Raw genomic sequence first — 21,504 nt, 5'->3', positions numbered from 1 at the left:
GCCCCTCGTGCGGCTGCCGATCCGCCTCTTGCTGTGCGCCCGCTGTTCGAACACCGGCGCATCGCGCGGAACGTTACCGTATCGCGATCACGGGGCCACTTCGACGCCCTCGCCGGGTGCGCGGCCTGACACCCGTTCGGATTCCAGGGCCTGTTGCAGGATGACGACGGCCGCGGCCTGGTCGATCACGGACCGGCCCTTCCTGGCGTTCACGCCGGAGGCACGCAGTCCCTGACTGGCGGTGACCGTGGTCATCCGCTCGTCGACCAGGCGCACCGGAACAGGCGCGATGGTCTTGGCCAGTTCGCCGGCGAAGGCCCGGGCCTTGGCGGCGGCCGGGCCCTCGCCCCCCTTGAGGGAGCGGGGCAGGCCGACGACGACCTCGATGGGCTCGTACTCCTCCACGAGCTGGACCAGGCGCCGGTGCGCGGCCGGGACGTCCCGGCCGGGCACCGTCTCCACAGGGGTGGCGAGGATCCCGTCGGGGTCGCACGAGGCGACCCCGATCCGGGCGTCCCCGACGTCGATCGCGAGCCGTCGGCCCCTGCGCATCACTTGGCCGTTTCCGCCACGAGACGCTCCACGGCGTCCACGGCCTCGCCGACGGCCTCCGGGTTCTGGCCGCCGCCCTGGGCGACGTCCGGCTTGCCGCCACCGCCGCCGCCGAGCGTCTTGGCGGCGGTACGGACCAGGTCGCCGGCCTTCAGGCCGCGCTCGCGGGCGGCCTCGTTGGTGGCGACGACCGTGAGCGGCTTGCCGCCCGTCACGGTGAACAGGGCGACGACGGCCGCCCGGCCGCCCTGGATGCGGCCGCGCACGTCCAGGACCAGCTTGCGCAGGTCGTCGGCGGTGGTGCCGTCCGGCACCCGGCCGGTGACCAGGGCGACACCGCGGACGTCCTTGGCGGACTCGGCGAGGCCGGCGGCGGCCTGCAGCACCTTCTCGGCGCGGAACTTCTCGATCTCCTTCTCGGCGTCCTTCAGCTTGCCGAGCATCGCGGAGACCTTCTCCGGCAGCTCCTCCGGGCGGCCCTTGAGCAGCTCGGTGAGCTGGTTGACGACCGTGTGCTCACGGGCGAGGAACTGGTAGGCGTCCACGCCGACCAGGGCCTCGATACGGCGCACACCGGAGCCGATGGAGGACTCGCCGAGCAGCTTCACCAGACCCAGCTGGGCGGTGTTGTGCACGTGGGTGCCGCCGCACAGCTCCTTGGAGAAGTCGCCGATGGTCACCACGCGGACCCGCTCGCCGTACTTCTCGCCGAACTCGGCGATGGCGCCCTGCTTCTTGGCCTCCTCCAGGCCCATGATCTCGGCGGTGACGTCGAGGTCGCGGGCGAGCACCTCGTTGATCTTCTGCTCGACGTCGGTCATCACCGACTGCGGCACGGCGGACGGCGAGCCGAAGTCGAAGCGGAAGCGGCCGGGCTGGTTCTCCGAGCCGGCCTGGGCGGCCGTCGGGCCGAGCGCGTCGCGCAGGGCCTGGTGGGTCAGGTGGGTGGCCGAGTGGGCGCGGGCGATGGCCTTGCGACGGCGCACGTCGATCCGGGCGTGGGCCTTGGCGCCGACGGTCACCTCGCCGACCTGTACGACGCCCTTGTGGACGTAGACGCCCGGGACCGGCTTCTGGCAGTCACGGACCTCGATGACGGCACCGGAGTCCACCTTGATGCGGCCGGTGTCGCCGATCTGGCCGCCGCCCTCGGCGTAGAACGGGGTGCGGTCGAGCACGACCTCGACCTCGTCGCCCTCGGTGGCGGCCGGCGAGGACACGCCGTCGACCAGCAGGCCGACGATGGTGGACTCGCCCTCGGTGTCGGTGTAGCCGATGAAGTCGGTCTCGCCGGCGGTGTCGGCGATCTCCCGATAGGCGCCGAGGTCGGCGTGGCCGGTCTTCTTGGCCTGGGCGTCGGCCTTGGCGCGCTCCCGCTGCTCGCGCATCAGGCGGCGGAAGCCCTCCTCGTCGACGCTCAGGCCCTGCTCGGCGGCCATCTCCAGGGTGAGGTCGATCGGGAAGCCCCAGGTGTCGTGGAGCAGGAAGGCCTTCTCGCCGGACAGGACGGTGCCGCCGGCCTGCTTGGTCTCGGTGACGGCGTTGTCGAGGATGGTGGTGCCGGCCTTCAGCGTCTTCAGGAAGGCGGCCTCCTCGGCGAGGGCGACCTTCTCGATGCGCTCGCGGTCGGTGATCAGCTCCGGGTACTGCCGGCCCATGATGCCGATCACGGTGTCGAGGAGGTCCTTGACGACCGGGCCGGTGGCGCCCAGCAGACGCATGTTGCGGATGGCGCGGCGCATGATGCGGCGCAGCACGTAGCCGCGGCCCTCGTTGCCGGGGGTGACGCCGTCGCCGATGAGCATCGTCGCCGTGCGCATGTGGTCGGTGACGACACGCAGGGACACGTCCGAGTCGTGGGCGTCGCCGTAGGCCACGCCGGTCAGCTCGGTGGCCTTCTTGATCACGGCCATGGAGGTGTCGATCTCGTACATGTTCTGCACGCCCTGCAGAATCATGGCGAGCCGTTCCAGGCCGAGGCCGGTGTCGATGTTCTTGCTCGGCAGGTCGCCGAGGATCTCGAAGTCGTCCTTGCCGGTGCCCTCGCCCCGCTCGTACTGCATGAAGACGAGGTTCCAGATCTCCACGTAGCGCTCGTCGTTGACGGCGGGGCCGCCCTCGGGGCCGAACTCCGGGCCGCGGTCGTAGTTGATCTCGGAGCAGGGGCCGCACGGGCCGGGCACGCCCATGGACCAGAAGTTGTCCTTCTTGCCCAGGCGCTGGATGCGCTCGGCGGGCACGCCGATCACGTCACGCCAGATCTGCTCGGCCTCGTCGTCGTCCTCGTAGACGGTGATCCACAGCTTCTCCGGCTCCAGGCCGTAGCCGCCCTTGTCCTGGGGGGTGGTCAGCAGCTCCCAGGCGAGCTTGATGGCGCCTTCCTTGAAGTAGTCGCCGAAGGAGAAGTTGCCGCACATCTGGAAGAACGTGCCGTGCCGCGTGGTCTTGCCGACCTCTTCGATGTCGGGCGTGCGCACGCACTTCTGCACGCTGGTGGCACGCGGGAACGGCGGCTTGACCTCACCCAGGAAGTAGGGCTTGAAGGGCACCATGCCGGCCGGGACGAGGAGCAGAGTCGGGTCGTCCGCGATGAGCGACGCCGAAGGGACGACGGTGTGCCCGCGCTCCTCGAAGAAGCTCAGCCAGCGACGGCGGATCTCAGCCGACTCCATCAGTGGTCCTCATTCCGGTTGTACGAGTTGTACGGGTAGGTCCGCTGCACCTGCTTCTCGGCGTACAGCGGGGTGGCGCGGTTCTCGATGGCGGCGTACTGCCGCGGCGCGGGGAGTGCGGGGCCGGCGTCGGCGCCGATGCCGAGCGCCTCGCCGAGTTCCGCCTCCCGCCGGGCCATGTTGTCGCGGACGTCGAGCGCGAACTCCACCGCCCGGTCCTTCAGCCGCTGCCCGGTCTCCAGCGCCTTGTTCGCCGCGGTGGCTGCGACGCTGTCGGGGGTCAGCTGCTTCAGCTTCCGGTTGATCTTGGTGGTGGCCCACACACCGGCCGCGACACCGGTGGTGAACCAGAACGTACGGCGGAACATCGCTAGTCCTTACCTCTCCCGGTTGTTCCGCTTCCCACGCCGGGCGGCCGGGACGGTGCGGCCCACGATCACGGTACGCCTCGGGGCACGGGCGGGCACGTCCTCCTTCCGGCCGTTCAGCGCGCGGCGCACGCCGTAGCCGAAGGCGGCCACCTTGACGAGGGGACCGCCGAAGGTGGAGGCGACCGTGGTGGACAGCGCGGAGGCGTTGGCGGTGACCTCCTGCACGTCCGAGGCGATCGCGTCGACGCGGTCGAGCTGGGTCTGCGCCGAGCGCACCGCCTGGGAGGCGTCGGCCAGCAGCGGGACGGCCTGCTCGGTCACGTCCGCCACCAGCTTGGTGGTCGCCTTGAGCGTCTGGGCCAGCCTCGCCAGTGCGACCGCGAGGAAGGAGACCAGGATCGCCCAGAACACGGCCACCAGGATCCCGGCCACCTCACCACCGGACACCGTGCGCACCCGCTCCCTGATTCGTGCCTGGACCGATGCGCGCCGGGGCGCCGCAGGGCGCGCCGCGAGACACCGGGACCATCGAGAAAAGTCGTGCTCCGAGCCTATCGCGCCGCGGACCGCGCTCCGTACCGGAATACGGGCCGGCGGCGGAGCATGATCGTACGCACCGCGCACGGCCCGCCACGGCACCCGTGCCGCGCCACGCACCGGCCGCGACGCCCGGGGGCGGATGCACGCGAGCCCGCCGCCCCGCCCGCCCACGAGGGGCGGAGGGACGACGGGCCGAGGCGGTCGCTGCCTGCCGACGCGGGGTCAGCGGGCGTAGTACTCGACGACGAGCTGCTCGTCGCAGACGACCGGGATCTCCTTGCGGTTCGGCTCGCGGTCCAGGCGGAACGCCAGGGCCTTGAGGTTCACCTGCAGGTAGCGGGGGGTCTCGCCCTCGGGGGCGAAGCCACCCTCACGGGCGATCTGGAAGAGCGTCTTGTTCCGGGAGCGCTCGCGCACCTGGACGACGTCGTCGGGGCGGACGCGGAAGGACGGCTTGTCGACCTTCTGGCCGTTGACCTCGATGTGGCCGTGGACCACCATCTGGCGGGCCTGGTAGATCGTGCGGGCGATGCCCGAGCGCAGGACCAGCGCGTCGAGGCGCTTCTCCAGCTCCACGATCAGGGCCTCACCGGTCTTGCCCTGGACCTTGGCCGCACGCTCGTAGGCGCGCACCAGCTGGCGCTCGGAGATGTCGTACTGCGCGCGCAGACGCTGCTTCTCCAGCAGACGGACCTTGTAGTCCGAGTTCTGCTTGCGGCCACGGCCGTGCTCGCCCGGCGGGTAGGGGCGGGCCTCGAAGTACTTGACGGCCTTCGGGGTCAGCGCGATGCCGAGGGCACGCGACTTCTTGACCTTCGGGCGGGACTGGTTCGCCATGGAACCGAACACCTCGTGTTTCTGTGTGAATACGGCTTCACCAGGGTTAGGGGAGGTCGCAATCCGCAGCCGGGGAAACCCTGCGGGCCCGCATGCGGACCTGCGGGGGCAGCCGCTCCCCTGGTCTGGGCACAACGTGCAGCACGCGAGTGGCCCACCGACCGGCTCCCGGCACTGCGGGTGGTGGTGGGCTGCCCGCGACACCGTTCGACGGTGCGCGACGCTCCTGGATCCCCGCTGCCCTGCGGCGGTGGGGTTCCGGCTGGATGTCCCGCTCTGGTGGTGCCGGTTCCCCTTGCGGGGTCCCGGACACGGGACGCAGCGCTTCGCGAAGTCTACAGGGTGCTCAGGACCGCTTTCGACCCAGGTGCCTGCGGGTCCACTCCACGGCGTCCGCGTACCGGGCCTCGGCGCCGTGCCGGGTCGGGGTGTAGTACTCGCGGTTCTTCAGCGCGTCCGGGGCGTACTGCTGGGCGGCGATGCCCTCGGGCAGGTCGTGCGGGTAGACGTAGCCCTTGCCGTGGCCGAGTTTCGCGGCGCCCTGGTAATGGCTGTCGCGCAGGTGGGCGGGGACCGGCCCGGCGAGCCCCTTGCGCACGTCCTCCAGGGCGGCGCCGATCGCGGTGGTCGCCGAGTTGGACTTGGGGGCGAGGGCCAGGGCGATGGTGGCGTGGCTGAGGGTGAGCGCGGCCTCGGGGAAACCGATCATGGCGACGGCCTGGGCGGCGGCCACCGCGAGCGGCAGCGCGGTCGGGTCGGCGAGGCCGATGTCCTCGCTGGCGGAGATCATCAGCCGGCGGGCGATGAACCGCGGGTCCTCGCCGGCCTCGATCATGCGGGCCAGGTAGTGCAGGGCGGCGTCGACGTCGGAGCCGCGGATGGACTTGATCAGGGCGCTGGCCACGTCGTAGTGCTGGTCGCCGTCGCGGTCGTACTTCACCGCGGCGCGGTCGACGGTCTCCTCCAGCGTGGTCAGGGTGATCTCGCTCTCGCCCTTGTCCAGGGCGGCGCCCGCGGCGGCCTCCAGGGCGGTCAGGGCGCGGCGGGCGTCGCCGCCGGCGATGCGCAGCAGGTGGTTCTCGGTGTCCTCGGGGAGGGCCACGGCGGACTTCAGGCCGCGCTCGTCGGTCAGGGCGCGGCGCAGCAGGCCGCGGATGTCCTCGTCGGTGAGCGGCTCCAGGGTGAGCAGCAGGGAGCGCGACAGCAGCGGGGAGATGACCGAGAAGTACGGGTTCTCCGTGGTGGCGGCGATCAGGGTGACCCAGCGGTTCTCCACCGCGGGCAGCAGGGAGTCCTGCTGGGCCTTGCTGAAGCGGTGGATCTCGTCGAGGAAGAGCACGGTCTCCTGACCGTATCCGCCGGAGGCGCGGCGGGCGCCGTCGATGACCGTGCGGACCTCCTTGACGCCCGCGGTGATCGCGGACAGTTCCACGAAACGCTTGTTGGTGGCCTTGGAGACGACGTACGCCAGGGTGGTCTTGCCGGTGCCGGGCGGGCCCCACAGGATCACCGAGGACGGGCCGGCGGGGCCGCCCGCGCCCTCGCCGACCAGCCGGCGCAACGGCGAGCCGGGCTTGAGCAGGTGCTGCTGGCCCACCACCTCGTCGAGGGTGCGCGGGCGCATCCGGACCGCCAGGGGACTCGCGGAGGGCTCCTTCTCCTGGCGTTCTTCTGCTGCGGCGGTGAACAGGTCGGGCTCCACGCTGAAACCCTATGGCACATCGCCGACAGCACGGTCCGGGGCCCGGCGGCGGCCGGTCGGGGCCGCGGATCCGGGCGGGCGGCCGTCAGACCCGCGGCGGATCCGCGGGGCGGCCGGTCAGGCCCACAGGCTGCTGCCCCAGCGGGTCAGGATGAGCATCGCGATGGCGCCGCTGTGGGTGACCGGCAGGACCCAGGTGAACTCGGCGAGGAAGCTCTTCACGGCGCGCGGGGCGGGCAGGAGGTCGTTGCGGATGTTGTGGCTGGTCACGTACCAGAACATGGTGAGCGTGGCGACCCAGGCCAGGCAGCACCACAGGCACAGGGCGTTGATCCGGTACAGCGACTGGAACTGCAGCCAGCTGACGAAGCAGACCCCGAAGAGCGTCCCGAAGTTGAAGGTCAGCCAGTACCAGCGCGGGAAGCGGGCACGGGCGAGCAGGCTCATCCCGACGCAGATCACGATGCCGTAGCAGACCAGGCCGAGCATGGGATTGGGGAACCCGAAGACGGAGGCCTGCTCGCTCTCCATGACGCTGCCGCAGGAGACGATCGGGTTCAGGCTGCAGGCCGGCGTGAAGGTCTTCCCGGCGACCTTGGCCTCGAGGATCTTCTGCTTGTCGATCGTGATGACCCATGCGGCGAGCAGTCCGGCCGCTCCGGTGATCACCAGCAGCAGGGCGAAGGCGCGGCTGCCGCCCACCGTGCGCGGCGAGGCCGTCGGGCCCTGTGGTTCAGATTCCGTGGTGACGTCCTTGACTGTCGTCTTGCTCATCACGCCGATCCGTCGGTCGAAGTCGCTGCGGGCACGGTCATTGTGCCGCACGGAGCTGAGGGTGCACCGGTGATCGGAGCAAGGACGTGGGCGCCCGCGGCCGGGGTGTCCGGATCCGTACGGCGCCGGTCAGCAGCGCGGCGGTGCGGCCGGTGCCCGTCCCGTCGGGCCGCGGGCCGTCAACTCGGCCGACGCAGGACCAGCTCATGGGGTGATCGCCGAAGCGGGCGGGGGCCGGGCGTCCGTGCCGCCCGGCCCCCTGTCGTGCCGCTGGTGCCGCCGGTGCTCAGCCCAGCCGCGACGTCAGTTCGGCCACGACCCGGTCGAGGCCGACGGCCACCTGCTCGCCGGACTCCATGTCCTTGAGCTGGACGACGCCCTCGGCCAGGTCCCGCTCGCCCGCCACCAGCGCATAGCGGGCGCCCGAGCGGTTGGCCGCCTTCATCGCGGCCTTCAGGCCCTTGTGGCCGTAGGAGAAGTCGGCGGCGACGCCCGCCTTGCGCAGCTCGGTGATCGTGGCGAACAGCACCCGGCGCGCCTCCTCGCCCAGCGGCACCGCGAACACGCTGGTGACGGCGGGCAGTTCCAGCTCGACGCCCTCCGCCTTGAGGGCGAGGACGGTGCGGTCCACGCCGAGCGCCCAGCCGACGGACGGCAGCGCGGGGCCGCCGATCATCTCCGACAGGCCGTCGTAGCGGCCGCCGCCGCCCACCGCGGACTGGGAGCCGAGGCCGTCGTGGACGAACTCGAAGGTGGTGCGGGTGTAGTAGTCCAGGCCGCGCACCAGCTTCGGGTCGTCCTCGAACGAGACGCCGGCGGCGCCGATCAGCTCGCGGACCTCCTCGTGGTAGGCCTTGCAGGCGTCGCACAGGTAGTCGCGCAGCAGCGGGGCGCCGGCGAGCTGCTTCTGCACCGACTCGCGCTTGTCGTCGAGGACGCGCAGCGGGTTGATCTCGACCCGACGGCGGGTGTCCTCGTCCAGGTCCAGGCCGCGCAGGAAGTCCTGCAGCGCGGCCCGGTAGACCGGACGGCACTCACGGTCGCCCAGGCTGTTGAGCAGGATGCGGAAGTTCTTCAGCCCGAGCGAGCGGTAGGCCTGGTCGGCCAGGATGATCAGCTCGGCATCCAGCGCCGGGTCCTCCGCGCCGATCGCCTCGGCGCCGACCTGGGAGAAGTGGCGGTAACGGCCCTTCTGCGGCCGCTCGTAGCGGTAGTAGCTGCCGGAGTACCACAGCTTGACCGGCAGGTTGCCCGCCTTGTGGAGGTTGGCCTCCAGGGTGGCGCGCAGCACGGAGGCGGTGCCCTCGGGGCGCAGGGCGAGCTTGTCGCCGCCCTTGGTCTCGAAGGCGTACATCTCCTTGGTGACGATGTCGGTGGACTCGCCGACGCCGCGGGCGAACAGCTCGACGTTCTCGAAGCCGGGCGTCTCGATGTAGCCGTAGCCGGAGTTGCGCAGCGGGGCGGCGATCGCCTCGCGGACCGCGAGGTACTGGGCGGAGTCCGGCGGGATCAGGTCGTACGTGCCCTTGGGGGCCTTGAAGGTGCTCACGAAGCCTCTCGTCACATTCCTCGTCGGGGAGCCTGCTCGGCTCCCTGGCCGGCGGCCACCTGCCGCAGATAGGGGTTGGTGGCGCGCTCCTGGCCGATGGTCGTCTGGGGGCCGTGGCCGGACAGCACCACGGTGGAGTCGTCGAGCGGCAGGCACACACGGGCCAGCGAGTCGAGCATGTCCTCCATGGAGCCGCCCGGCAGGTCGGTTCGTCCGATGGAGCCGGCGAACAGCAGATCCCCGGAGAAGAACACCGACGGCACGTCGGCGGTCTCGGGCATCCGGAAGGTCACCGACCCCTTGGTATGGCCAGGGGCGTGCGCGACGGCGAACTCCAGCCCCGCCAGCTGCAGCACGGTGCCGTCGGCCAGCTCCTTGACGTCGTCCGGCTCCCCCACGGCCAGCTCGCCCATCAGCGGCATGCCGATGGAGCGGCCGATCCCCTTCTCGGGGTCGCTCATCATGTAGCGGTCCGCCGGGTGGATCCAGGCCGGCACGTCGTGCGCGCCGCACACGGGGACGACCGAGGCCACGTGGTCGATGTGGCCATGGGTGAGGACGACGGCGACGGGCTTGAGCCGATGCTTGCGCAGCGCTTCCTCGACGCCGTCGGCGGCCTGGTGGCCCGGGTCGATGATCACGCACTCCTCACCGGCGGCAGGGGCGACGAGGTAGCAGTTCGTCCCCCAGGCACCGGCAGGGAACCCGGCAATGAGCACGTTCGTCCTTCGTTCGTGTCGATCAGGGCGTGTTGGTCGTGATCCGAGCCTACCCGGCGCTGCCGCTTCCTCAGCGAACCCATATACGGTACGGGGCTAACGCAGTCGGTGGGCTCACCAGACCCATGAGTCACCGGTCGGCACACGAGACGCTTGAGGAGAGAACCCGGTGGTCAGCCAGGAGCAGCGGCGGCGTCAGCTCGCCCGGGAGAAGTTCTTGCGGCAGCAGCAGCGGCGCGCCGCCGCGCGGCGCAGGGCCCGTGTGCGCAACTCCGTGATCGCGTCGGTGCTCGGCGTGGTCGTCATCGGCAGTCTGGCGCTGTACACGACGGGCGTGCTGAAGAACGGCGACGACGACAAGGCGAACGCGAGCGCGGAGATCACCCCGGAGGCGGCGGCGACCAGCAAGGCGCCGGACCCGTGCGACAAGCCGGCTCCCGGCTCGGTGAAGCAGCTGAGCTGGAAGGAGGAGCCGGAGATGACGATCGACACCTCCGCCGACTACACGCTGAAGCTGGCGACGACGTGCGGCGAGATCGACGTGGCGCTGAAGGCGAAGGCCGCGCCGCACACGGTGAACTCGTTCGACTTCCTGGCCGGCAAGGGCTACTTCGACCACACGAAGTGCCACCGGCTGACCACGAGCGGCATCTACGTGCTGCAGTGCGGCGACCCGTCGGGCACCGGCACGGGCGGCCCCGGGTACACGCTGCCCGACGAGAACCTGGAGGACTCCAGCCTGAAGGGGAACGTGTATCCGGCGGGCACGGTGGCGATGGCGAACACCGGGCAGAAGCACACCGGGGGCAGCCAGTTCTTCCTCGTCTACCAGGACAGTCCGCTGCCGCCCAGCTACACGCCGTTCGGTACGGTCTCCGAGGCCGGTATGAAGGTGCTGAAGAAGATCGCCGACGCGGGCGAGAACACGGGTGCCGGTGACGGGGCGCCCAACGCGACCGTCGTGATCGACAAGGCCACGGTCGTGAAATCCTGACCGTCGCCTGCGCGATTTCGGTCGCGCTGGATGCGGACAGGCAACCCGCCGGTCGCCTATGTTGGCCGTGACGAAACTGTGGACGATGCCCGGGGGAGCTTCGAGGCCCCCTCGCGGGCATCATGTGGAGGAGGCGCTGTGAGCAGCAGCCCGTGGGGCCGCGTCGACGAGACGGGGACCGTGTACGTGCGGACGGCCGACGGCGAGAAGGTCGTCGGCTCCTGGCAGGCCGGCTCCCCCGAGGAGGCACTGGCCTACTTCGAGCGCAAGTACGAGGGCCTGGTGGTCGAGATCGGCCTCCTCGAGAAGCGGGTGCGGACCACCGACCTGTCGGCGAAGGACGCGATGGCCGCCATCGGTCATCTGCGCGAGCAGGTGGACGCGCACCACGCCGTCGGTGACCTGGACGCGCTGCGGGCCCGCCTGGACAAGCTGGTCGAGACCGTCGAGAAGCGCCGCGAGGAGCGGCGCGCGCAGCGGGCCCGGCAGCTGGAGGAGGCCCGCAAGGCCAAGGAGGAACTGGTCGCCGAGGCGGAGGAGCTGGCCCGATCCGACCAGTGGCGGGCGGCCGGTGAGCGGCTGCGGGCGCTGGTGGAGACCTGGAAGGGCCTGCCGCGTCTGGACCGCAAGTCCGACGACGAGCTGTGGCACCGCTTCTCGCACGCGCGCTCGGCGTTCTCCAAGCGGCGCAAGGCGCACTTCGCGCAGCTCGACGCGCAGCGCGAGCAGGCCCGCCGGATCAAGGAGCGGCTGGTCGAGGAGGCGGAGGCGCTGAAGGACTCCACGGACTGGGGTCCCACGGCGGCCCGTTACCGGGAGCTGATGGCCGAGTGGAAGGCCGCGGGCCGGGCGCAGCGGGAGTATGAGGAAGAGCTGTGGAGCCGCTTCCGCGGTGCCCAGGACGTCTTCTTCGCGGCGCGCGGCGCGGTGTTCGCCGAGCGGGACGCGGAGCAGGCGGAGAACCTGAAGCTGAAGGAGGAGCTGGCCGAGGAGGCCGAGAAGCTGCTGCCGATCACGGATCTCAAGGCCGCCCGGGCCGCCTTCCGCGCGATCAACGAGCGCTGGGAGACCATCGGTCATGTGCCGCGGGACGCCCGTGCCCGGGTGGAGGGCCGGATGCACGCGGTCGAGCGGGCGCTGCAGGAGGCCGAGGAGGCCGAGTGGCGGCGGACCAACCCGGAGGTGCGGGCGCGCGCCGAGGGGCTCACCGGTCAGCTGCAGGCCGCGGTGGACAAGCTCAAGGCCCAGATCGAGCAGGCGCGGGCGCAGGGCAACACCGCGAAGGCGGAGAAGCTGGAGCAGGAGCTGCAGGGCCGGCAGGCGCTGCTCGACCAGGCGCTCAAGGGCCTGCAGGAGCTCGGCGGCTGAGCGGAGCGTCCGACGCGCCTTCCGTGTCTCGCGGTCCACGCCGAGAGGGCCCCGTACGGTGCGTACGGGGCCCTCTCGGCATGTGCGGGGTGTGCGAGGCCCGTTGCCGGCTGCCGGGGCCGCAGTGCGGCCGCTGTGCGGGTGGGGACCGGTCAGGACCGGGTGCGGGCCGAGGTCACGCGGTACACGTCGTAGACGCCCTCCACGCTGCGGACGGCGCGCAGCACATGCCCCAGGTGTTTGGGGTCGCCCATCTCGAAGGTGAAGCGCGAGGTGGCGACGCGGTCGCGGGAGGTCTGGACGGCCGCGGAGAGGATGTTGACGTGCTGGTCGGACAGCACGCGGGTGACGTCCGACAGCAGCCGGGAGCGGTCCAGGGCCTCGACCTGGATGGCGACCAGGAACACCGAGGACTGGGTGGGCGCCCATTCGACGTCGAGGATCCGCTCGGGCTCCCGGGACAGCGACTCGACGTTGACGCAGTCGCTGCGGTGCACCGAGACACCGCTGCCCCGGGTGACGAAGCCGATGATCGGGTCCCCCGGCACGGGGGTGCAGCAGCGGGCCAGTTTGACCCACACGTCGTCGACGCCCTTGACGATGACGCCCGGGTCGGCGCCGGCACGGCGTTTGCGGCCGCGTCCGCGGGAGGGCGGCACCGCCTCGTCGATCTCCTCGGTGGCGGCCTCCTCGCCGCCGAGGGTTTGGACGAGCTTCTGCACGATGTGCTGCGCCGAGACATGGCCCTCGCCGATCGCGGCGTACAGCGCGGAGATGTCGGCGTAGCGCATCTCGTGCGCCAGGGTGACCAGGGAGTCGCCGGTCAGGATCCGCTGGATCGGCAGGTTCTGCTTGCGCATCGCGCGGACGATGGCGTCCTTGCCCTGCTCGATGGCCTCGTCGCGGCGCTCCTTGGAGAACCAGGCGCGGATCTTGTTGCGGGCGCGCGGCGACTTGACGAAGCCGAGCCAGTCGCGGGACGGTCCGGCACCGGTCGCCTTGGAGGTGAAGACCTCCACCAGGTCGCCGTTGTCCAGGGTGGACTCCAGCGGCACCAGGCGGCCGTTGACGCGGGCGCCGATGGTGCGGTGACCGACCTCGGTGTGGACGGCGTAGGCGAAGTCCACGGGGGTGGAGCCGGCCGGGAGCGCGATGACGTCGCCCTTGGGCGTGAAGACGAAGACCTCGTTGCGGGACAGGTCGAAGCGCAGCGACTCCAGGAACTCGCCGGGGTCCTCGGTCTCCTTCTGCCAGTCCAGCAGCTGCCGCAGCCACGCCATGTCGTTGATGGCGTCCTTGTCCTTCGCCGACGTGCGGGGTGCGTCGGTGCGGACCTTGGAGGCGCCGGCGACGGCCTCCTGCTTGTACTTCCAGTGCGCGGCGATGCCGTACTCGGCCCGGCGGTGCATGTCGAAGGTGCGGATCTGCAGCTCGACCGGCTTGCCGTTGGGGCCGATGACCGTCGTGTGCAACGACTGGTACATGTTGAACTTGGGCATCGCGATGTAGTCCTTGAACCGGCCGGGGACCGGGTTCCACCGCGCGTGCACGGTGCCGAGGGCGGCGTAGCAGTCGCGCACGGTGTCGACCAGGACGCGGATGCCCACCAGGTCGTAGATCTCCGCGAAGTCACGGCCGCGGACGATCATCTTCTGGTAGACGCTGTAGTAGTGCTTGGGGCGGCCGGTGACGGTCGCCTTGATGCGGGCGGCGCGCAGGTCCCGCTGCACCTCGTCGATGACGACGGCCAGGTACTCGTCGCGCTTGGGGGCGCGTTCGGCGACCAGGCGGACGATCTCGTCGTACATCTTGGGGTAGAGGATCGCGAAGGCGAGGTCCTCCAGCTCCCACTTGATGGTGTTCATGCCCAGGCGGTGGGCGAGCGGCGCGTAGATCTCCAGGGTCTCGCGCGCCTTCTTCTCCTGCTTCTCGCGCTTGAGGTAGCGCATGGTGCGCATGTTGTGCAGGCGGTCGGCGAGCTTGATGACCAGGACGCGGGGGTCCTTGGCCATGGCCACGACCATCTTGCGCACGGTCTCGGCCTGGGCGGCCTCGCCGAACTTGACCTTGTCCAGCTTGGTGACGCCGTCGACGAGCAGGGCGACGGTGTCGCCGAAGTCGCGGCGCAGCTGGTCCAGGCCGTACTCGGTGTCCTCGACGGTGTCGTGCAGCAGACCGGCCATGAGGGTGGCCGGGTCCATGCCGAGTTCGGCGAGGATCGTGGTCACCGCGAGCGGGTGGGTGATGTACGGGTCGCCGCTCTTGCGCTTCTGACCGCGGTGCCAGCGCTCGGCGACCTGGTAGGCCCGTTCGATCTGGCGGAGCGTGGCCGTCTCGATCTTCGGGTCGTTGCTGCGCACTATCCGCAGCAGCGGCTCCAGCACCGGGTTGTAAGGGTTGGCGCGCTGGACGCCGAGCCGGGCGAGCCGGGCGCGGACACGGTTGGAGGAGCCGGAGCGGGCGGGCTGACCGGAGGCGGCGCGCACGGGCGGCGCCGGCTTGGGGCGCGCGGCTTCGGCGGACTTCTCCACGGGCGCGGACTGGGCGCGCTCGACCGTCCCGCGGGCGTCGTTCGTGGCCTGGGACGCCTGCGGCGCGGGCTTCGCCGCCGCGGCCTCGGGCTTGGCGGCGGTCAGTGGCTGGGCCTCGTCTGGCAAGAGGGCTCCTCGTGCGCGATCCGGCTCCCCCGGTCAGGCTCCGGATACCCCATGGTAACGATCCGGGGCTCCGGGATCGCCTCCAGACCGACGAGAGCGTGTTCGACAGGGAACACAGGACATGGAACACAACGCGAAGGACGGGCTCCGGATTCCTCCGGGCCCGTCCTCCGGGTGCCACGGAGCCGCCCGGGACGGGCGGCGGCCGCTCAGATCTGCAGCAGGGCCTCCAGCGGGGCGCCGTCCAGGGCCGGGGCCAGGCGGGCGCGGCCGCCGAGGAAGCCCAGCTCCATCAGCACCGCGACGCCGGCGACGCGGGCGCCCGCGCGGCGGACGAGCTGCAGCGCGGCCTCGGCGGTGCCGCCGGTGGCCAGGACGTCGTCGACCACCAGGACGCGGTCGTCGGCGGTGAGGTCCTCGGCGTGCACCTCGATCTCCGCCGAGCCGTACTCCAGGTCGTAGGCCTGGCGCAGGGTGGCCCCGGGGAGCTTGCCCGCCTTGCGGACGGGCACGAAGCCGAGGCCGGCGCGGACGGCGACCGGGGCGCCGAGGATGAAGCCCCGGGCCTCCAGGCCGACGATCCGGGTGGCATCGGTGCGCTGGGCGATCTCCGCGAGCGCGTCGGTCAGGGCGGTGAAGGCCGCCGGGTCCGCGAGCAGCGGGGTGATGTCCTTGAACACCACGCCCTGCTCCGGGTAGTCCTCGACGTCCCGGATGTGGCTGAGCAGCAGTTCCTTGATGGCGGTCACGGTGGTCACCGGCGCCTTCCGGAGGTGCGGCCGCGGCCCCGGCCGCGGGAGGCGGACTGGTCGCGCGGTCCCACCACGGCGGGAGCGGCGTCCTCGGGCTCGTCCTGGCCCGCCGCCCGGCCGGGGGCGGGGTCCTCGGGCGTGCCCTGCTCGGCCTGCGCGCGCTTGGCCAGCACCCGCTTGCGCAGGGCCTTCATCTGCGGCTCGCGCTCCTTGAGGTCGGCGACCAGCGGGGTGGCGATGAAGATCGAGGAGTACGCACCCGCCGCGAGGCCGACGAACAGCGACAGCGAGATGTCGTTGAGCATGCCGGCGCCGAGCAGACCGCCGCCGATGAACAGCAGACCCGCCACCGGCAGCAGCGCGACCACGGTGGTGTTGATCGAGCGCATCAGCGTGCCGTTGATCGACTGGTTGGCGACGTCGCTGTAGGTCCAGCGGTTCTGCTTGGTGATGCCCTTCGTCTGCTCCTTGAGGCTGTCGAAGACGACGACCGTGTCGTAGAGCGAGTAACCGAGGATCGTCAGCAGACCGATCACGGTGCCCGGGGTGACCTCGAAGCCGACCAGGGCGTAGATGCCGGTCGTGATGGTGATGTCGTGGATCAGGGCGACCAGCGCGGCCAGCGCCATGCGCCATTCGAAGGCGATCGCCAGGTAGATCACGACCAGGATCATGAAGATCGCCAGGCCCTCCCAGGCCTTGTTGGCGATCTGCTCGCCCCAGCTGGGGCCGACCAGGTCGGCGTTGATCTTCTCGGGGTCGACCTTCAGGTCCTTGGAGAGGGCTTCCTTGATCTCGTCGGACTTGGCGGTGTCGATGCCGGCGATCTGGATGCGCAGGCTGCCGTCGCCGAGCTTCTGCACGATCGCGTCGTGGCCGGAGGCGTCCTCGGCGTAGGTCTCCGCCTGGCTGACCGAGGTGGTCATGTGCTTCGGCGTGGTGAAGACCGCACCGCCCTGGAACTCGATGCCCATGTTCAGGCCGCGCACCACGAGGCCGACGATGGCCGTGATGGTGATCAGGACGGAGATGCCGTACCAGATCTTGCGGTTCTTGACGAAGTCGTAGCCGACCTCGCCACGGTGCAGTCGGGCGCTGAGAGTGCCGAGTTTGGACATCTCACGCCTCCTTCGTCTCGACGGGGCCGGCGGCCGGAGAGGACGGACGGCGGGTGCGGCGCAGCGGCGGCTTGGCGCCGAGCGACTTCGGGTCCAGGCCGGACCACTTGTGCCCCTGGGCGAAGAACTTCCTGCGGGCCAGGATCGTCATCAGCGGCTTGGTGAACAGGAAGACGACGACCACGTCGAGCAGGGTGGTCAGGCCCAGGGTGAAGGCGAAGCCCTGCACCTTGCCGACGGTGACGACGAAGAGCACCGCCGCGGCCAGGAAGGACACGAAGTCGGAGACCAGGATGGTGCGGCGGGCGCGCGGCCAGCCACGCTCCACCGCCGGCCGCAGGCTGCGGCCCTCGCGGATCTCGTCCCGGATGCGCTCGAAGAACACGATGAACGAGTCCGCGGTGATGCCGATGGCGACGATCGCACCGCACACGGCCGGCAGATTCAGCGCGAAGCCGATGGCCGGGCCGAGCAGCGACATGATCGTGTAGGTCAGGATCGCGGAGACCAGCAGCGAGGGGATCGCGATGATCGACAGGCCCCTGTAGAAGACCAGCAGGTAGACGACGACCAGGGCCAGGCCGATGGCGCCCGCGATCAGGCCGGCGCGCAGCTGGTCGCTGCCGAGCGCGGCGGTCACCGTGGTGACGCTGTCCTCCCGGAAGGTCAGCGGCAGCGCGCCGTAGGAGAGCATGTTGGCCAGGCTCTGCGCCTCCTCCTGGCTGAAGCGGCCGGTGATCTCCGCGTTGCCGCCGGTCAGCGCCTGGCTGACGTACGGGTCGGAGACGACGTTGCCGTCCAGGACGATGGCGAACTGGTTCTGCGGCGACGGGTTCTGCGCGAGCTTGCCGGTGATGTCGGCGAACTTCTTGGCGCCCTTGGAGGTGAACTCCATGGTGACGGTCCAGCCCGCGGCGGTCTGGGTGTTGAAGACGGCCTGGGCCTTCTTCACATCGGTGCCGTCCACGGCGGCCGGGCCGAGGATGTACTTCTGCCACTGGCCCTGGGAGTTCTCACCGCAGGCCACGGTGGGCTCGGAGGGCTTGACGCCCTTGCCGGCGGTGGCGCGCACGTCCTGCTTGGTGCAGTCGAGCGTGGCGTACTGGGCCTGGAGCGCGGCCGGGATGTCGCCGTCGGAGCCGCTGTCGGCGGTGGCGTCGGTGCTCGGGCCGGTGGAGGCCTCCGGGGAGCCGGACGCCGTGCTGCCCGCGGAGGGGGTGGCGTCGGCCTTCAGGCCGTCGGTGACGGCGCGGCCCTGCGGGGACCCGGTCGCCGAGGGGGTCGCGGAGTCGGTGGAGGAGGCCTTCTCACCGCCGCTGGTGCCGTTGTCGTCGCCCGCCTCGTCGGAGGGGCTGGACGAGGGGTCGGCGCTCGCGGAGCTGCTCGGCGACGGGGTGGCGGCGGCGCCGGAGAGGTCGGTGGCGAGGACCGGACGGAAGTACAGCTTCGCGGTCGTGCCGACCTGCTCCCGTGCCTGCTGGGAGTTGGTGCCCTTGGGGATGTTGACGATGATGTTGTCGTTGCCCTGGGTCTGGACCTCGGCCTCGGAGACGCCCAGGCCGTTGACCCGGCGCTCCATGATGCTGACGGCCGTGTCCATGTTGGCCTTGTTGATCGCGGACTCCTGGCCGCGCTCGGGAACCGCCCGCAGGGTGATGCTCGTACCGCCCGCCAGGTCGATACCGAGACGCGGAGCGGTGTGGCCGGAGGCGAACATGGCTCCGGTGAGCGCCACGATGGCGATCAGGATCAGGACCAGCGAGCGCCATGGCTTGCTCTGGGCGCCCGCGCTCCGGCCCTTTTTAGGTGCTGCCACCTTCTCGTACTCCCTCTCGGGCCGCTGGGCGCCAGGGTGGGCCCGGGAGCGGCCATGGCATGGTGTAGCGATCCCGCGTGCGAAGCGCACACGTCCCAGGGCGCGCGGCCCGGTGCCGCGCGCCCTGGAGGGGGACTACTTCGCCTCGGTGTCGCCGTCGGTCTTCTTCGGCTCTGCGTCCGCCTTCGCCTCGGCGGTGGCGTCGGCCGGCTCGTCGGCCGCGTCCTTCTTGCCGAGATCCACGGGCTTGTCGTCGCCGGCGGCGGGCTCGTCGGTCCCGGTGAGGGAGGAGGCGTCGTCGGGCACGAGGTCGCCGTCGGACTTCAGGTCGTGCTCGATGCCGTGGACGATGCGGTTGTACTCGTCGTCGGGCAGGACGGTCGCGATGGCGTTCTTGGCGAACAGCAGCTCCACACCGGGGCCGGCGTCGAGGAGGACCGTGTCGTCGTTGACCTCCTTGACCGTCGCGTACATGCCACCGATGGTGCGGATACCGCTGCCCGGCTGCATCTGGTCACGCATGCGGGCGGCCTCCTGCTGCTTGCGCTTGGCCGACCGGGTCATCAGGAACATGGCCCCGATGAGCACAATGAACGGGAGGAGGGTCACGAGGCTATTCACGGGACGATTTTCCTTCGCACGACCGCGACGGTGAGCGGCCTGGTGTGGGTGGGGTGGTCGCACCGCCTTCGCAGGCGGCATCGGCGGAGTCTAGGCGAGTCCGCGCGCAGGGAACAACGCTCAGCATGGCACTCGGGTTCCTCACCGGGCCACTGCTGACGCACTCACGTCCCGAACAGGTCCTGTTGTCCGTTTCCCGCAGCCGGTGGGTGCGGGGGCGTGAGGCCGAGGTGCGCCCAGGCCGCCGGCGTGGCGACACGCCCGCGTGGTGTGCGGGCGAGCAGCCCCTCGCGCACGAGGAACGGCTCGGCGACCTCTTCCACTGTCTCGCGCTCCTCACCCACCGCGACCGCGAGCGTGGACAGGCCCACGGGTCCTCCGCCGAACAGTTTCAGCAAGGCCTCCAGCACGGCGCGGTCGAGGCGGTCCAGGCCGCGGCTGTCGACCTCGTAGACGGCGAGCGCGGCGGCCGCGACCTCCCGGGTGATCACCCCGTCGGCCTTGACCTGGGCGTAGTCGCGGACGCGGCGCAGCAGGCGGTTGGCGATGCGGGGGGTGCCCCGGGAGCGGCCGGCGATCTCCGCGGCGCCCTCCGGGTCGATGTCCACGTCCAGCAGCCGCGCCGAGCGGTGCACGACGCGCTCCAGCTCGTGCGGCTCGTAGAACTCCATGTGCGCGGTGAAGCCGAAGCGGTCGCGCAGCGGCGGCGGCAGCAGACCCGCCCGAGTGGTCGCACCCACCAGAGTGAACGGCGGCAGCTCCAGGGGGATCGCGGTGGCGCCGGGGCCCTTGCCGACGACGACGTCGACGCGGAAGTCCTCCATCGCCATGTAGAGCATCTCCTCGGCGGGCCGCGACATGCGGTGGATCTCGTCGAGGAAGAGCACCTCGCCCTCCTGCAGGGAGGACAGGATCGCGGCGAGGTCGCCGGCGTGCTGGATGGCGGGGCCGGAGGTGATGCGGATGGGGGCGCCCATCTCCGCCGCGATGATCATCGACAGGGTGGTCTTGCCGAGGCCGGGTGCGCCGGAGAGCAGCACATGGTCGGCGGTGGTGCCGCGCGCCCGGGCGGCGCGCAGGACCAGGTCGAGCTGCTCGCGGACCTTCTCCTGGCCGATGAACTCGCCGAGGTCCTTGGGGCGCAGGGCGGCCTCCACGGCCTGGTCCTCGCGGTCGGCCGCGGCGCCGACCAGCCGCTCGGGGGCGGCGGTGCCGCTGGGGTCGTCCGGGTTCATGGGGTGTGCCTCGATCGTCGTCGTGGGGTCAGCGGGCTCGGTTCAGGGTCTGCAGGGCCGCCTTGAGCAGCTGTCCGATCTGCGGGGTGCCGGAGGCGGCCTCGGCCTGCGGGGCCACCGCGGCGACGGCCTCGTCGGCCTCCCGGGCGGCGTAGCCGAGGCCGACGAGGGCGGCGTGCAGCTGGTCGCGCCAGCCGGCGGCGGCCGGGGCGGGCGCGGCGGGTGCTCCGACGGGCTCGCCCAGGCGGTCCTTCAGCTCCAGCAGGAGCTTCTGCGCGCCTTTCTTGCCGATGCCGGGCACGGCGGTCAGGGCCTTCTCGTCACCGCTCGCCACGGCCCGGCGCAGGGCGTCGGGGGTGTGCACGGCGAGCATGGCCTGGGCCAGGCGCGGTCCGACGCCGCTGGCGGTCTGCAGCAGTTCGAACACCTGGCGTTCGTCCTCGTCGGCGAAGCCGTACAGGGTCAGGGAGTCCTCGCGGACGACGAGGGAGGTGTGCAGCCGGGCGGGCTGTCCGACGCGCAGCGTGGAGAGCGTGCCGGGGGTGCACTGGACGGCCATGCCGACGCCGCCGACCTCGATCACCGCGGTGTCGGGGGCGAGCGCGGCGACCGTGCCGCTGACGAAGGCGATCATGCCGTACGGCCTTTCGGTGGGGTGGGGGCGCCGGCCCGCAGGCGGGCGGCGGCCTGCTGGAGCCGGTTCTGTGCGGGGGCGCGCCAGATGTGGCAGACGGCCAGGGCGAGGGCGTCGGCGGCGTCGGCGGGCTTGGGCGGCGCGCTGAGCCGCAGCAGACGGGTGACCATGGCGCCGACCTGTGCCTTGTCGGCGCGCCCGCTGCCGGTGACGGCGGCCTTGACCTCGCTGGGGGTGTGCAGGGCGACCGGGAGGCCGCGCCGGGCTGCGCAGAGCATGGCCACGGCGCTGGCCTGGGCGGTGCCCATGACGGTGCGCACGTTGTGCTGGCTGAAGACGCGCTCGACGGCGACGCACTCGGGCCGGTGCTCGTCCAGCCACTGCTCGATGCCCGCCTCGACGGCCAGCAGGCGGTGGCTGAGGTCGGCGTCGACGGGGGTGCGCACCACCCCGACGCCGAGCATGGTCAGCGGCCGGCCGGCCACCCCTTCGACGACGCCGATCCCGCACCGGGTCAGGCCGGGATCCACACCCAGTACCCGCACCGCGCCCCCCTTCTGGCTCACCTCGATCACCTGTTTGTGCAGGCTATC

At 71.3% G+C, this 21,504-nt stretch carries 19 protein-coding genes; 2 read left to right on the top strand and 17 right to left on the bottom strand.

Annotated elements, in window-relative coordinates; translation table 11 throughout:
- Positions 1–87: 87 nt before the first annotated feature.
- The 9 genes from ruvX to OG899_RS22370 form a co-directional block, all read right to left on the bottom strand.
- On the bottom strand, positions 88–552 hold the full coding sequence (gene ruvX / locus OG899_RS22410) for a Holliday junction resolvase RuvX (protein ID WP_168130724.1): 465 nt from the start codon (positions 550–552) through the stop codon (positions 88–90).
- On the bottom strand, positions 552–3,224 hold the full coding sequence (alaS, locus tag OG899_RS22405) for an alanine--tRNA ligase (RefSeq protein ID WP_168130725.1): 2,673 nt from the start codon (positions 3,222–3,224) through the stop codon (positions 552–554). The genes ruvX and alaS overlap by 1 nt, the downstream gene beginning before the upstream one ends.
- On the bottom strand, positions 3,224–3,592 hold the full coding sequence (locus OG899_RS22400; protein WP_125496109.1) for a hypothetical protein: 369 nt from the start codon (positions 3,590–3,592) through the stop codon (positions 3,224–3,226). The genes alaS and OG899_RS22400 overlap by 1 nt, the downstream gene beginning before the upstream one ends.
- A gap of 9 nt (positions 3,593–3,601) precedes the next feature.
- Positions 3,602–4,051 carry a DUF948 domain-containing protein gene (locus OG899_RS22395; protein WP_185867767.1) on the bottom strand — a complete coding sequence of 150 codons (450 nt, stop codon included), beginning with the start codon at positions 4,049–4,051 and terminating at the stop codon, positions 3,602–3,604.
- 306 nt (positions 4,052–4,357) lie between these two features.
- Complete coding sequence (gene rpsD / locus OG899_RS22390; protein WP_125496110.1) at positions 4,358–4,972, bottom strand: 30S ribosomal protein S4; 615 nt, start codon at positions 4,970–4,972, stop codon at positions 4,358–4,360.
- Between the two features lie 346 nt (positions 4,973–5,318).
- On the bottom strand, positions 5,319–6,674 hold the full coding sequence (locus OG899_RS22385) for a replication-associated recombination protein A (RefSeq protein WP_125496111.1): 1,356 nt from the start codon (positions 6,672–6,674) through the stop codon (positions 5,319–5,321).
- Between the two features lie 117 nt (positions 6,675–6,791).
- On the bottom strand, positions 6,792–7,448 hold the full coding sequence (locus OG899_RS22380) for a vitamin K epoxide reductase family protein (protein ID WP_168130726.1): 657 nt from the start codon (positions 7,446–7,448) through the stop codon (positions 6,792–6,794).
- Positions 7,449–7,734: 286 nt separating this feature from the next.
- Positions 7,735–8,997, bottom strand: a complete 1,263-nt coding sequence (gene hisS / locus OG899_RS22375; protein WP_125496113.1) for a histidine--tRNA ligase — start codon at positions 8,995–8,997, stop codon at positions 7,735–7,737.
- Between the two features lie 11 nt (positions 8,998–9,008).
- Complete coding sequence (locus OG899_RS22370) at positions 9,009–9,716, bottom strand: MBL fold metallo-hydrolase (RefSeq protein ID WP_125496114.1); 708 nt, start codon at positions 9,714–9,716, stop codon at positions 9,009–9,011.
- A 169-nt stretch (positions 9,717–9,885) separates the two neighbouring features.
- Here OG899_RS22370 and OG899_RS22365 point away from each other — a divergent pair, with 169 nt between their 5' ends.
- Together OG899_RS22365 and OG899_RS22360 are read left to right on the top strand one after the other, a co-directional pair.
- Complete coding sequence (locus OG899_RS22365) at positions 9,886–10,710, top strand: peptidylprolyl isomerase (RefSeq protein WP_125496115.1); 825 nt, start codon at positions 9,886–9,888, stop codon at positions 10,708–10,710.
- A gap of 138 nt (positions 10,711–10,848) precedes the next feature.
- Entirely contained in the window at positions 10,849–12,078 is a 1,230-nt protein-coding gene (locus OG899_RS22360) for a DUF349 domain-containing protein (RefSeq protein WP_125496116.1), read from the top strand.
- A 152-nt stretch (positions 12,079–12,230) separates the two neighbouring features.
- Here the strand turns inward: OG899_RS22360 and OG899_RS22355 are convergent, their stop codons facing one another.
- The 8 genes from OG899_RS22355 to ruvC form a co-directional block, all read right to left on the bottom strand.
- The gene (locus OG899_RS22355; RefSeq protein ID WP_125496117.1) at positions 12,231–14,735 is read right to left on the bottom strand and encodes a bifunctional (p)ppGpp synthetase/guanosine-3',5'-bis(diphosphate) 3'-pyrophosphohydrolase; all 2,505 of its coding nucleotides are present in this window, start codon (positions 14,733–14,735) and stop codon (positions 12,231–12,233) included.
- 209 nt (positions 14,736–14,944) lie between these two features.
- Positions 14,945–15,484: an adenine phosphoribosyltransferase gene (locus OG899_RS22350; RefSeq protein WP_125496144.1), complete on the bottom strand. Its 540-nt coding sequence runs from the start codon at positions 15,482–15,484 to the stop codon at positions 14,945–14,947.
- Between the two features lie 5 nt (positions 15,485–15,489).
- Positions 15,490–16,605: a protein translocase subunit SecF gene (gene secF / locus OG899_RS22345; protein ID WP_125496118.1), complete on the bottom strand. Its 1,116-nt coding sequence runs from the start codon at positions 16,603–16,605 to the stop codon at positions 15,490–15,492.
- A gap of 1 nt (position 16,606) precedes the next feature.
- On the bottom strand, positions 16,607–18,421 hold the full coding sequence (secD, locus tag OG899_RS22340) for a protein translocase subunit SecD (protein WP_125496119.1): 1,815 nt from the start codon (positions 18,419–18,421) through the stop codon (positions 16,607–16,609).
- A 135-nt stretch (positions 18,422–18,556) separates the two neighbouring features.
- Positions 18,557–19,042: a preprotein translocase subunit YajC gene (gene yajC / locus OG899_RS22335; RefSeq protein WP_268245742.1), complete on the bottom strand. Its 486-nt coding sequence runs from the start codon at positions 19,040–19,042 to the stop codon at positions 18,557–18,559.
- A gap of 164 nt (positions 19,043–19,206) precedes the next feature.
- Positions 19,207–20,277 carry a Holliday junction branch migration DNA helicase RuvB gene (gene ruvB, locus OG899_RS22330; protein WP_125496120.1) on the bottom strand — a complete coding sequence of 357 codons (1,071 nt, stop codon included), beginning with the start codon at positions 20,275–20,277 and terminating at the stop codon, positions 19,207–19,209.
- A gap of 28 nt (positions 20,278–20,305) precedes the next feature.
- Positions 20,306–20,911, bottom strand: a complete 606-nt coding sequence (gene ruvA / locus OG899_RS22325) for a Holliday junction branch migration protein RuvA (RefSeq protein ID WP_168130727.1) — start codon at positions 20,909–20,911, stop codon at positions 20,306–20,308.
- Complete coding sequence (ruvC, locus tag OG899_RS22320; protein ID WP_125496146.1) at positions 20,908–21,456, bottom strand: crossover junction endodeoxyribonuclease RuvC; 549 nt, start codon at positions 21,454–21,456, stop codon at positions 20,908–20,910. Before ruvC ends, ruvA begins: the two co-directional genes overlap by 4 nt.
- Positions 21,457–21,504: the final 48 nt, after the last annotated feature.

This window comes from Streptomyces thermoviolaceus, assembly GCF_045209695.1.
Lineage (GTDB): Bacteria > Actinomycetota > Actinomycetes > Streptomycetales > Streptomycetaceae > Streptomyces > Streptomyces thermoviolaceus.
Note: the sequence above shows the minus strand (reverse complement) of the source record. Positions and strands in the feature narration are given on the sequence as shown.